This window comes from Micromonospora sp. NPDC007208, from assembly GCF_042869175.1.
GTDB classification, from domain to species: domain Bacteria; phylum Actinomycetota; class Actinomycetes; order Mycobacteriales; family Micromonosporaceae; genus Micromonospora; species Micromonospora foliorum.
The window spans coordinates 264,199-276,579 of record NZ_JBIAFG010000004.1 but is presented as its reverse complement, the minus strand read 5'-3'; the positions used below and the strand labels follow the sequence as shown (position 1 = coordinate 276,579).

The window sequence follows — 12,381 nt, the reverse complement described above, 5'->3', positions numbered from 1 at the left end:
CGAAGGGCCGACACCCCGCGGGGTGTCGGCCCTTGCGCGCGTACCCCTGGTCAGTGCTCTTCGGGGTTGCCGTCGCTGTGCGGGTGCCGCCAGCGCTCGTGCGGCTTCGGTGTGTCCTCGGCGTCCTTCGGCGAGTCGCTCTCCTCGAAGCTCGGCCGGCGGACGCCCTCGGGCTCCGGCACGTCCACCGGCCGGGCGCCGGAGCGCGGCGCCGGCTGGTAGTCGGTCGCGTCGCGGGCACCGTGCGCGCCCTCGGCGGACGGCGACTCCGGGGCGTGGTGCTCCATCCGCAGCTCGTCGGAGAACTGCTGCGGCGGCTTCGTGGTGCGCTGCGGCAGGTCGCGGCCCAGATCGGCGACGAGCGGACCGTACTTCAGGTCGAAGGCGGGGCGCTCGGACCGGATCCGGGGCATCCGGTCGAAGTTGCGCAGCGGCGGCGGGCAACTGGTGGCCCACTCGAGGGAGTTGCCGAAGCCCCACGGGTCGTCAACGGTCACCACCGCCCCGTACCGCCAGGACTTCCAGGCGTTGTAGATGAAGAAGAGGGTGGACAGGCCGAGGATGAACGCGAAGATGCTGGAGATCGTGTTCAGCGTGGTGAAGCCGTCGGTGGGCAGGTAGTCGGCGTAGCGGCGCGGCATGCCCTCGCTGCCCAGCCAGTGGTGCACCAGGAAGGTGCCGTGGAAGCCGATGAACATGGTCCAGAAGTGCGCCTTGCCGAGCCGCTCGTCGAGCAGTCGCCCGGTCATCTTGGGCCACCAGAAGTAGTAGCCGCCGAAGAGGGCGAAGACCACGGTGCCGAACACCACGTAGTGGAAGTGCGCCACCACGAAGTAGGTGTCGTGGGTGTGGAAGTCCACCGGCGGGCTGGCCAGCAGCACCCCGGTGAGGCCGCCGAGCAGGAACGTCACCAGGAAGCCGATGGCGAACAGCATCGGCGTCTCGAAGGTGAGCTGCCCCTTCCACATGGTGCCGATCCAGTTGAAGAACTTCACGCCGGTGGGCACCGCGATCAGATAACTGAGGATGCTGAAGAACGGCAGCAGCACCTGGCCGGTGGCGAACATGTGGTGCGCCCAGACCGTCATGGACAGCACGGTGATGGCGATGGTGGCCAGCACGATCCCGGTGTACCCGAACAGCGGCTTGCGGGAGAAGACCGGGATGATCTCGGTGATGATGCCGAAGAACGGCAACGCGATGATGTACACCTCGGGATGGCCGAAGAACCAGAACAGGTGCTGCCAGAGCATCGGGCCGCCGGTGGCCGGGTCGTACACGTGCGCGTTGAGCAACCGGTCGGCGGAGAGCGCCAACAGCGCGGCGGCCAGCAGCGGGAACACCAGGATCACCAGCACGCTGGTGAACAGCATGTTCCAGGTGAAGATCGGCATCCGGAACATGGTCATGCCGGGCGCGCGCAGGGTCAGGATCGTGGTGATCAGGTTGACCGCGCCGAGGATGGTGCCGAGCCCGGAGACGACCAGGCCGATCACCCACATGTTGGCGCCCACACCGGGGCTGTGCTCGTAACTGCTGAGCGGGCTGTACGCGGTCCACCCGAAGTCCGCCGAGCCGCCCGGGGCGAGGAACCCGCCGACCACCATGAGGCCGCCGAACAGGTACAGCCAGTAGGCCAGCGCGTTGAGGCGGGGGAACGACACGTCCGGCGCGCCGATCTGGATCGGCACGATGAAGTTGCCGAACCCGAACGCGGCGGGCGTGGCGAACAGCAGCAGCATCACCGCGCCGTGCGAGGTGAAGAGCTGGTTGTACTGCTCCGAGGAGAGGAACTGCAGCCCCGGGCGGGCCAACTCGGCGCGCATCAGCATCGCCTGTAGCCCGGCCAGCAGGAAGAACCCGAAAGAGGTCAGCAGATACAGCAGACCGATCTGCTTGTGGTCGGTCGTGGCGAGGAACTTGATCAAAGAGTTGCCGGGGATCGGCGTGCGTACCGCTCCCGGGAAACCCCCGAAACGGGCCGGTGCCAGGATCGCCGGGCCCCGATCTCGACCGGGTTCTGTGGTTACCCGCTTGGGCATGGCTGCTCACCCCGTCGTGACGGCAGAAAGGACGGGCGTGCTCTACCCACCCTCACACCATGTAACCAGCCAGCAGCGGTAATTTCGGTCAGATCGCCAGTACCGGGGCAAGCACCCCAGGCGTTCAGGTCGCCGGCAGCATCGCCCAGACGGCCTTGCCCCGACCGGCCGGCACGCTGCCCCAGCGCTGGGTCAGCTCCCGGACCAGCATCAACCCCCGGCCACCCTCGGCGTGCAGGTCAGTCCCACCCGCCCGGGCCTGGGCGCTGCTGCCGTCCACCACCGCCAGGTGCAGATAGGGCCGGCGCAGGGTCACCGTCACCTGCATGGGCGTGCCGGCGTGGCGCACCACGTTGCCGACCAGCTCGCTGAGCACCAGCGCGGCCGGGCCGGACGCGTCGGGCAGGTTCCACCGGGCGCACGCGTCGGTGACCAGCTCCCGGGCCCGCCGGCACGCCCCGGCCACCGGCTCCAGCCGGGCCCGCATCCGCAACGTGGACGTCGTGCCGGCCAACCGGGTCGCCTCCGCGCAGTCCGCGGAGACCGGGAGCACCCGGCACGTGGTCGACTCGGCCAGCCAGCGCGCGGCGACCGGCGACGGGGCGCAGAGCAGCACCGGCACGGCCGGCCACTCCTCGGCCCGGCGGGCGGTCGCGGCGAAGACGGACAGCGCCAGGCGATCCTCCACGTTCACGCCGGCCATGTCGACCACCAGCGCCTCCGGCTGGTCGACAAGCGCGTCGCTGAGCGCCTGGTGCACCGAGCGCATCGTGCCCAGGTGTAGCGGGCCGGTGAGCCGGACGACCGCCACCGGTGCGGTGGTACGCACCTCGCAGGTGATCCCGCTCGACATCGGCGCCTCAATTCGCTGCTGGGTCCGGATCTGCCAACTACCCGAGGCCGTTCCCGATCAAACCGGACCGACGGCGGGGCGAGGCAGGTCACGCCCCGCAACGCCAGGTCAGGGACGGGGTCGGCCGGTCAGGATGCCCAGTGCGATCATGCCGACACCGAGACCCAGGTGCAGCCAGTCGTCGGCGTCGTTGACCGGGAGCACGTTCGCTCCGGTGTCGTGGTCCACCGCCAGCCCGTAGAGCCAGAGCACCAGGTAGATCGCGCCTCCGCCGATCAGGAACGCCCGAGCGCCGGTGACCGTCCGCGCCAACAGCAGACCCGCCACCCCGAACGCCAGGTGCACCAGGTTGTGCAGCACCGACACCTGGAAGACGCCGAACAGGTACGCGCCCGAGTCGTGGCCGGCGAAGCGCAGCGCGTCCATGCCGCTGGTGATCCCCGGCACGAAGCCGAGCACGCCGACCAGCAGGAACAGCACCCCCACCGTCGCCGCCGCGCGACGGACCGGCGGTTTGCCGTCGGCCGGGTTGGGTCGCGCCCGGGAGTGCGCCATCGGTCCGACCATTCCCGGCTCCTCGTCGCGCGGCGGACATGAGCGGTGCCGGCTACCCGCTGTCGCGGCCGACAAACCGGTCGGCCGCGCCACCGATCAGGCCGGCAGCAACCTCGGCGCGCTCGCCAGCTGCCGCACCCGCTCGTACAGCTCGACGTAGCGCTGCGCCATCACCGCGGGCGTGAAGCGCTGCGCGGCCACCCGCCGGCACTCGTCGGGGTCGAGCAACTCGGCGGCGAGGACGAGGTCGTCCAACTCCTCCTCGTCGGTGGTGAGCAGCCCGGTGCGGCCGTGCTCGATCAGCTCCGGCAGGCAACCCCGGGCGGTGGCCACCACCGGCGTGCCCAGGGCGAGCGACTCGACGACCGCCGTGCCGCCCGGCTCCTCCCACCGCAGCGGGAACAGCGACGCGCGGGCGCTGGCGAGCAGGTCGTCGCGCTCCTGGCCGGCCACGGTGCCGACCCAGCGGACCAGGTCACCGTCGACGTGTGGAGCCACCTCGTCGAGGAAGAACCGCACGTCCGGGTTCTGCCGGGCCTCGTCGCCGGCCGCGGCCAGGTCGGCCGGCCGGTGGTACGGGCCCACGGGGCCGGCCAGCACCAGCGGAAGACCGACCCGGTGCGCCAGGCGGGCACCCACGTCCTGCCCCTTGCCCGGGTTGATCCGACCCAGGATGAGCAGGTGCTCGCCCTTCTCCGGTCGCGGCCGCCGGTCGGCGTCGACGGCGAGCGGCGTGGACAGGTGCACGTGCCCCACCGAGTGCTCCCGCAGCGCCAACGGGGCGCGGGCCAACTGCGACGCGGAGACGCCGTTGACCCGGACCCGGCCGCCGCCGTCCAGGCCACCATAGAGCGCCGGGTGCTTGGCCAGGTCCCAGTGCAGGGTGTGCAGGGTCGGCGGCCCCGCCGGCCCCATCGCGGTGAGGGTGGCCAGCCCGACCGCCTCGACATGATCGTGGACCAGGTCGATGTCGTCACGGGAGCGCAACTCCCGGACCACCCCGGCCAGGTGCGCCTGGGCGATCCCGCAGACCTGGTTGTACGGCCGCTGCAACGCGGCGAACTGCCCGTCGGCGAAGACCGAGACCTGCTCGTCCACCGGCAGGGTGCTGCTGCCCACCGAGGCGAGCACCACCCGTACGCCGAGCCGCCGCAGCTCCGGCACCAGCGTGGCGATCACGTTCTCGATGCCGCCGTAGCCGGGCGGTGGCACCGACAGCCACGGGCCGGCGTTCATCAGCACGGTGAGGCTCATCCGGCTCGTCCCTTCCGGCCGGCTGTGCCTCCGGTTCGCGACTGCGGGGCTCGCAAGATCGGCTCACTCCTCGCGCTCACGCGGCGGCCACCCGGCGGCGGGGCATCCGGTGGCGCAGCTCGGCCAACGGCGGGCGCTCCTCGATGGACACGTCGCTGACCACGATCTCGCGGTCCAGGTTCGGCAGAGTGTCCGAACCACCGCGACGGAACTGGGTCAGCAACGCCTCCGGCGCGAACCCGGGGGTCGCCCAGCCGCGCCGTTGCAGCCGGGACCAGGCGGTCAACATGATCTGCGCCGACATCCGGCCCAGGGCGGCGGTGTCCTGGTGGCGGTGCTTGCGCTCACCGAGGTCGACCTGGGCCAGCGCGTCCAGGCCGACCAGGTCGAGCAGGTCGATCATCATGGCCGTCTCCACCCCGTACCCGGAGACGAACGGCACCTGGGCCAGCACGTCGCGGCGGCCCGCGTACTCGCCGGCGAGCGGCTGCACGAAGCCGGCCAGCTCGGGCCAGAAGAGGTTGAGCAGCGGTCGGGCCATCAACTCGGTCACCCGACCCCCGCCGTCCTGCTCCACGCTGGCGGTGCCCACCAGGGGCCGGTGGTAGAAGCCCTTCACGAAGTCGACCGACGGATCGGTCAGCAGCGGGCCGAGCAGCCCGCTGACGAAGTGCGGCCGGAACTCCCGCAGGTCGGCGTCGATGAACGCCACCACGTCTCCCTCGGCGGCGGCCAACCCGGCCCAGAGCGCGTCGCCCTTGCCGGTGAGCCGGGGCAACCCCCGGGTCATCGCGTCCTGGCTGACCACCTCCGCACCGGCGGCCCGGGCCACCTGGGCGGTCCGGTCCGTCGAGCGGGAGTCCACCACGATCAGCTCGTCGACCAGGGCGACCCGATCCATCAGGTGCTCCCGGATGGTCGACACGATCGCGCCGACGGTGGCCTCCTCGTTGCGGGCCGGCAGCACCACGCTGACCCGTGTCTGACCCTTGGCACGCAACAGTCGACGTGTCGGCCAGTCCGCCGCCGACGTCGTCCGGTACGTGGCCCACGCCTCCACCACCGGTGACACGCTCGATGTCGTATCCCGCACGGGCACCCCTCCGTTCGTGCGTGGAAAAACCGAATTTGGTTGTTCCCATTCCTCGTCACGCGCTAACCGCTTTCTCGGCAACAGCTTGATCACAGAGGTGACGTCAATGGGTTCCCGGGGGATGAACGTTTGATTGCGCACACCCCAGGGGACTGCTCCCAGGGCACATGAAATGTCTTCGAAGGGGTGTCAGGATGCGGAAATGCCGGGTGGGTCTGGTCGGCGCCGGCGGCGTGGCACAGCGTCACGCGCGGGTGCTGGCCGGGTTCGACGACGTCGAGCTGGTCGGGGTCACCGACGTGACGCCGGAGGCGGCGTCCGCGCTTGCCGCACAGCACGGCGGGCGGGCCTGCGCCGACGTCGCCGAGCTGCTGGCCATCGAGCCGGACGCCGTGTACGTCTGCGTGCCACCGTTCGCGCACGGCCCCGCCGAGGAGGCGGTGATCGAGGCCGGGCTGCCGATGTTCGTGGAGAAGCCCGTCGCGGTCGACCTGAGCACCGCCGAGCGGATCGCCGACCTGGTCGCGCACCGCGGGCTGCGCACCGCCGTCGGCCACCACTGGCGCTACCTGAGCGTCCTCGACCAGGCCCGTGACCTGCTCGCCGACCGCCCGGTCCGGATGGTCAGCGGCGCCTGGCTGGACAAGGTGCCCCCGGTGGCGTGGTGGTCGCGGCGGGACCGCTCCGGCGGCCCGGTGGTCGAGCAGGCCGCCCACGTGCTCGACCTGATCCGCGTGCTGGCCGGCGAGGTCACCGAGGTCACCGCGTACGGCAACGGCACCCCACCGCCGGTCGACGGCGCCGACATCGACTCGGTGACCACCGCCGCGCTGCGCTTCGCCGACGGCGCGGTCGGCACGCTCAGCGCCGCCTGCGTCCTCGGCTGGAAGCACCGCGCCGGCCTGGAGATCCTCGCCGACGGGCTGGCCCTCGCGATCACCGAGGACGGGCTGTCGATCCGCGACGCCGACGGCGAACGACACCTCCCCGCCGACCCGGAAGCCGCCCGGGTGGCGGTGGACCGGGCCTTCGTCGACGCCGTCCGCGGCATCGGCGACGACGTGCGCGTCCCGTACGCCGAGGCCCTCGCGACCCAGCGCCTGGCCCTCGCGGTGGCCGACTCGGCCCGTACCGGCACGACCGTGCGGCTCGGCGCCGCGACGGCGCCGGCGGTGCTCACCACCGGGGTGGCCGTCGATGCGTGACAAGGTCGTGGTGGTCACCGGCCCCGGTCAGGTCGACCTCGTCGAACAGGACGCCGCCCCGCTGCGCCCCGGCACGTTCCGGGTCGAGACGCTGTTCAGCGGTGTCTCCGCCGGCACCGAGCTGAGCTACGTCAAGGGCACGAACCCGTACCTGAACGTCACCTGGAACGCCGACCTGGGGCTGTTCCAACCGGGGGCGGCCAGCACGCCGTACCCGGTGACCCGACTCGGCTACATGCAGGTCGGCCGGGTGGTGGAGAGCGACACCCCGGCCGTTGCGGTGGGCACGGTCGGCGCGATGACGTACGGGCACCGCACCGGCTGGTTGGCCGACCCGGTCGCCGAACGGTTCGTGGCGTTGCCCGACGACCTGGACCCGCTGCTCGGCGTCTACGTCGCGCACATGGGCCCGATCTGCGCCAACGGTCTGCTGCACGCCGCCGCCGACCTGCACGGCACCGACGTCCGGACGCTCGGCGACGGGGTACGCGGCCGACGGGTCGCCGTCGTCGGCGCCGGTGTCGTGGCGCTGCTGACGGCGTTGTTCGCCCGGCGCAACGGCGCCGCGTCGGTGGTGGTGCTCGACCCCACCCCGCACCGCCGTCAGGTCGCCGAGGCGCTCGGCCTGGAAACCCTCGACCCCGACGCGGACGACCCGGCGGTCGTGCTCAAGACCCGCTGGGCGCACACCGCCGGCGACCGGGGCGCCGACGTGGTGTTCCAGTGCCGGGGGCAGGCGTGGGCGTTGCACCTCGCCCTGCGGCTGCTGCGGCCCCAGGGCACCGTCATCGACCTCGCCTTCTACCAGGGCGGCGCGGACGCGGTCCGCCTCGGCGAGGAGTTCCACCACAACGGGCTGTCGCTGCGCTGCGCCCAGATCGGCCGGGTGCCGCGCGGGCTCGCGCCCACCTGGGACCGCGAACGGCTCTCCGCCGAGACCGTCGACCTGCTCAGGACGTACGGAGACGCCATCCGCAAGCACCTCGTCTCGGCGGTGGTGCCGTTCGACGAGGCGCCCACCCTCCTCACCGACCTGGCCGACCGTCGCCGGCAGGAGCTCCAGGTGGTGCTCGCCGCCTGACCGCCGTCGCCGCGTGCCAGGGCCGGCTACCGTTCGCGACATGAGCACAGTGCAGGACCGACCGGCTCTTCCGGGCACCGCCGCCAAGAGCCGGTCGGTCGGCCTGGCCGCGTTGCTGCCGTACCTGCGGGAGCACCGCGGCACCCTGGTCGTGGTGGGCGTGCTGTCGCTTGTCGGCTCGGCGGCGTCGCTGGCGCAGCCGCTGCTCACCCGGTCGGTGCTCGAGCGGATCGGCGCCGAGCAGGGGGTGTCCCGGCTGGTGGCGGTGCTGGTGGCCCTCGTGGTGCTCGGCGCGGCGATCGGCGGGCTGCGCGACTACCTGCTGCAACGCACCGCCGAGGGAGTGGTGCTGGGCACCCGGCGCCGGCTGGCCGGGCACCTGCTGCGGCTGCCCATCGCCGAGTACGACCGCCGACGCACCGGCGACCTGCTCTCCCGGGTCGGCTCGGACACCACGCTGCTGCGCGCGGTGGTCACCTCCGGGCTCTTCGAGACGGTCACCGGGGCGGTGACGGTGGTCGGCGCCGGCACGGCCATGGTGCTGCTCGACCCGCTGCTGTTCGGCGTCACCCTGCTCGGGGTGGCGCTGGGGCTGCTCTTCGCCGCCACCTTCGCCCGCCGGGTCCGGGCGCTGGCCCGGGTCGCCCAGGAACGGATCGGCGAGATGACCTCGGCGGTGGAACGGGCCATCTCGGCGGCCCGGACCATCCGGGCCAGCCGCGCCGAGACCCGGGAGACGGAGGCCGTCACCGGCAGCGCGCGGGAGGCGTACGCGGCGGGGCTGCGGGTGGCCCGGGTGCAGGCGTTGGTCGGCCCGATCGGCTCGGTCACCGTGCAGGGCGCGTTCCTACTGGTGCTCGGCATCGGTGGGGCGCGGGTCGCCGCCGGGGCGATCTCCGTCGGTGACCTGGTGGCGTTCGTCATGTACCTGTTCCTCCTGGCGCTGCCGCTGGGCCAGGTGCTGCGGGCGTACACCCAGTTGCAGTCCGGCCTGGGCGCCCTGCAGCGGATCGAGGAGATCCTCACCGTGCCGGCGGAGGGCGCGGACGACCGTCCGGCGGCCGCCGCGACGGCGACCCCGCGCCGCCCGACCCCGATGATCGAGTTCGACCGGGTGGGCTTCGGCTACCCGGGCGGCGAACCGGTGCTGCACGAGGTCAGCTTCGCGGTTCCCGCCGGCACCCGGACCGCCCTGGTCGGTCCCTCCGGCGCCGGCAAGTCCACCCTGCTGGCCCTGGTCGAACGCTTCTACGAGGTGATCGCCGGCGCGGTCCGGCTCGACGGCACCGACGTCCGGGACCTGCCCCGCGACGCGCTGCGGGCCCGGCTCGGCTACGTCGAGCAGGAGGCTCCCGTGCTGGCCGGCACGCTGCGGGAGAACCTGCTGATCACCACCCCGGACGCCACCGACGACCGGTTGCGCGAGGTCCTCGACGAGGTCAACCTGGGCCACCTGGCCCGGCGCACCCCGCAGGGCCTCGACGTGCAGGTGGGGGAGGGCGGCGTCCTGCTCTCCGGAGGTGAGCGGCAGCGACTGGCCATCGCCCGCGCGCTGCTCGCCGGCCCGCCGGTGCTGCTGCTCGACGAGCCGACCAGCAACCTCGACTCCCGCAACGAGGTCGCGCTGCGCCGCGCCATCGACGCCGTGGCCGTCCGCCGGACGCTGTTGATCGTGGCGCACCGGCTGGCCACCGTGGTCGACGCCGACCAGATCGTCGTCCTCGACGGCGGCCGGGTGGTGGCCGTGGGCACCCACGCCGAACTGACCGCCACCGACCCGCTGTACCGGGAGCTCGCCACCCACCAGCTGCTGGTGGGCTGACGTCGTCCCAGGAAGTCCGACTTCCCGGCCGGCCGGGCCGCGCACGCCGCCCGGAATCGCGTACCGTTGCCGCTCATGGGTGTGTCGCAACGGTTCAAGAGCAAGTTCCGGCGGTTCCTCCAGCGCCCCGGCTCGACCGTGGATCTTGCTCCGCTGGAGAAACTGCTCCCGGCGATCGAGGCGCGCGAGGCTGAGCTCGCCGCGCTCGACGACGCCGAGCTGACCCAGGCCGCGGGCGCCGCCGCCGGTTACGAGGAGATCTGCGCCGTCGGCCGCGAGGCCGCCCGCCGTGGCCTCGACCAGCGGCCGTACGACGTGCAGCTGCTCGGCGCGATGTCACTGCTCTCCGGCAAGGTCGCCGAGATGGCCACCGGTGAGGGCAAGACACTGACCGCCACGATCGCCGCGTACGGGCACGTCCGGCTCGGCAACGGCCCGGTGCACGTGCTCACCATCAACGACTACCTGGCCCGTCGCGACGCCCAGTGGATGGAGCCGGTCTACACCCTGCTCGGCCTCACCGTCGGCTGGGTCAACGAGGCCTCCACCCCCCAGGAGCGGCGCGACGCGTACGCCTGCGACGTCACCTACGTCTCGGTGAGCGAGGCGGGCTTCGACTACCTCCGCGACCAGCTGGTCACCGACGTGGAAGACCGGGTGCAGCCCGCGCTGACCACCGCCATCGTCGACGAGGCCGACTCGATCATGATCGACGAGGCCCGGGTGCCGATGGTCCTGGCCGGCGCGGTGCCGGGCGAGCAGGATCCGGTGCACGCGGCCGCCGCGCTGGTGCGCGGCCTGCGTAAGGACAAGCACTACACGGTCGCCGAGGACGGGCGGAGCGTGGCCTTCACCTCCGCCGGCCTGGCCGCCATGGAGGCCAAGCTCGGCATCGACCTGTACGACGAGGAGCAGGTCGCGCAGCTCTCCGCGGTCAACGTGGCGCTGCACGCGCACGCCCTGCTGCACCGTGACGTGGATTACATCGTCCGGGACGGCTCGGTCGAGCTGGTCGACGAGATGCGCGGCCGGGTGGCCCAGCGCCGCCGCTGGCCGGACGGTCTCCAGGCCGCGGTCGAGGCCAAGGAGGGGCTGGACGCCACCGCCGAGGGCGAGGTGCTCGGCACCATCGCCATGCAGGCGTACATCGCGCTCTACCCGAAGGTCTGCGGGATGACCGCCACCGCGGTGCTGGTCGGCGACCAGTTGCGGGAGTTCTTCGGCCTCGAGGTCGCGGTGATCCCGCCGAACACCCCGTGCATCCGCGAGGACGAGCCGGACCGCATCTACGCCACCCGGGCGGAGAAGGACGAGGCGCTGATCGACGAGATCCAGCGCTGGCACGCCAAGGGGCGACCGGTGCTGGTCGGCACCCTGGACGTCAAGGAGTCCGAGGGGTTGGCCGCCGGGCTGAACGCCGCCGGGGTGCCCTGCGTCGTGCTGAACGCCAAGAACGACGACGAAGAGGCCGCGATCATCGCCGAGGCCGGCGCGTACGGCGCGGTGACCGTCTCCACCCAGATGGCCGGCCGGGGCGTCGACATCCGCCTCGGCGGCAGCGACCAGGCCGACCAGGAGCGGGTCACCGAGCTGGGTGGGCTCTACGTGATCGGCAGCGGCCGGCACGACAGCCGCCGCGTGGACGACCAGCTGCGCGGTCGGGCCGGCCGGCAGGGCGACCCGGGTGGCTCGGTCTTCTTCGTCAGCCTGGAGGACGACCTCGTCGTCCGGCACGCCGCCGACTCGGTGCCGGCCTCGCCGCGGATGAACGCCGACGGTCTGGTGACCGACGAGCAGGTCGACTACGCGGTGGAGCACGCCCAGCGGGTCGCCGAGGGCGTCAACCACGAGATCCACCGCAACACCTGGCGTTACAGCGTGGTGATCGAGCAGCAGCGCAAGGCCCTCGCCGCGCGCCGGGAACGGCTGCTGACCAGCGACGTGGCCGCGGTGATGCTGCTGGAGAAGGAGCCCGAGAAGGCCGGCGAGATGGACGAGGATTTGCTAGCCCGTGCCGCCCGGTCGATCGCGCTCTACCACCTGGACCGGCTCTGGGCCGAGCACCTGGCCGAGCTGTCGGAGGTCCGCGAGGGCGTGCACCTGCGCGCGCTGGGCCGGCTCGACCCGCTGGACGAGTTCCACCGGGCCGCGGTGCCGGCGTTCAACGACCTGATCCCGGAGATCGAGGCCCGCACCATCGCCACCTTCACCGAGACCGAATTCGATGACGACTGGCAGCCCGACGACGGCACCCTGGTCCGGCCCACCGCCACCTGGACGTACCTGGTGCACGACAACCCGTTCGGGTCCGAGCTCGACCGCCTGATCGCCTCGATCGGGCGGCGGCTCAGCGGCGCCTCGCGCTGACGTACCGGCCGTCGGGACCCCGGTCGCGCCTCAGCACGCGGCAGGGGCCCCGATTTACGCCGTTTCGACCCAGCTTTCCCAGGGTAGTAGGGCTGGTCGGTCGAGTCGG

General features: G+C 72.4%; 9 protein-coding genes. 4 read left to right on the top strand and 5 right to left on the bottom strand.

Annotated features, from left to right (window positions below; genetic code table 11):
* Positions 1–50: 50 nt before the first annotated feature.
* From ctaD to ACFYL6_RS10460, 5 genes are all read right to left on the bottom strand, one after another.
* A complete protein-coding gene (gene ctaD / locus ACFYL6_RS10480; RefSeq protein ID WP_387169947.1) occupies positions 51–2,042 on the bottom strand; it encodes a cytochrome c oxidase subunit I in 1,992 nt (663 codons plus the stop codon).
* Between the two features lie 124 nt (positions 2,043–2,166).
* Positions 2,167–2,895 carry an ATP-binding protein gene (locus ACFYL6_RS10475; RefSeq protein ID WP_387169945.1) on the bottom strand — a complete coding sequence of 243 codons (729 nt, stop codon included), beginning with the start codon at positions 2,893–2,895 and terminating at the stop codon, positions 2,167–2,169.
* A gap of 108 nt (positions 2,896–3,003) precedes the next feature.
* Positions 3,004–3,462, bottom strand: a complete 459-nt coding sequence (locus ACFYL6_RS10470) for a DUF4383 domain-containing protein (protein ID WP_387169943.1) — start codon at positions 3,460–3,462, stop codon at positions 3,004–3,006.
* Positions 3,463–3,546: 84 nt separating this feature from the next.
* A complete protein-coding gene (locus ACFYL6_RS10465; protein ID WP_387169941.1) occupies positions 3,547–4,704 on the bottom strand; it encodes a glycosyltransferase in 1,158 nt (385 codons plus the stop codon).
* A gap of 76 nt (positions 4,705–4,780) precedes the next feature.
* A complete protein-coding gene (locus tag ACFYL6_RS10460) occupies positions 4,781–5,764 on the bottom strand; it encodes a glucosyl-3-phosphoglycerate synthase (protein ID WP_387170397.1) in 984 nt (327 codons plus the stop codon).
* Between the two features lie 227 nt (positions 5,765–5,991).
* Between ACFYL6_RS10460 and ACFYL6_RS10455 the strand changes: the two genes are divergently transcribed.
* The 4 genes from ACFYL6_RS10455 (at position 5,992) to secA2 (ending at position 12,272) form a co-directional block, all read left to right on the top strand.
* Positions 5,992–7,002, top strand: a complete 1,011-nt coding sequence (locus ACFYL6_RS10455) for a Gfo/Idh/MocA family protein (RefSeq protein WP_387169939.1) — start codon at positions 5,992–5,994, stop codon at positions 7,000–7,002.
* Positions 6,995–8,083, top strand: coding sequence for a zinc-binding alcohol dehydrogenase (locus ACFYL6_RS10450; protein WP_387169937.1), 1,089 nt, complete (start codon positions 6,995–6,997; stop codon positions 8,081–8,083). The genes ACFYL6_RS10455 and ACFYL6_RS10450 overlap by 8 nt, the downstream gene beginning before the upstream one ends.
* A 40-nt stretch (positions 8,084–8,123) precedes the next feature.
* On the top strand, positions 8,124–9,905 hold the full coding sequence (locus ACFYL6_RS10445; protein WP_387169935.1) for an ABC transporter ATP-binding protein: 1,782 nt from the start codon (positions 8,124–8,126) through the stop codon (positions 9,903–9,905).
* A 75-nt stretch (positions 9,906–9,980) separates the two neighbouring features.
* The gene (gene secA2 / locus ACFYL6_RS10440; protein WP_387169933.1) at positions 9,981–12,272 is read left to right on the top strand and encodes an accessory Sec system translocase SecA2; all 2,292 of its coding nucleotides are present in this window, start codon (positions 9,981–9,983) and stop codon (positions 12,270–12,272) included.
* The last annotated feature ends 109 nt before the right edge of the window (positions 12,273–12,381 follow it).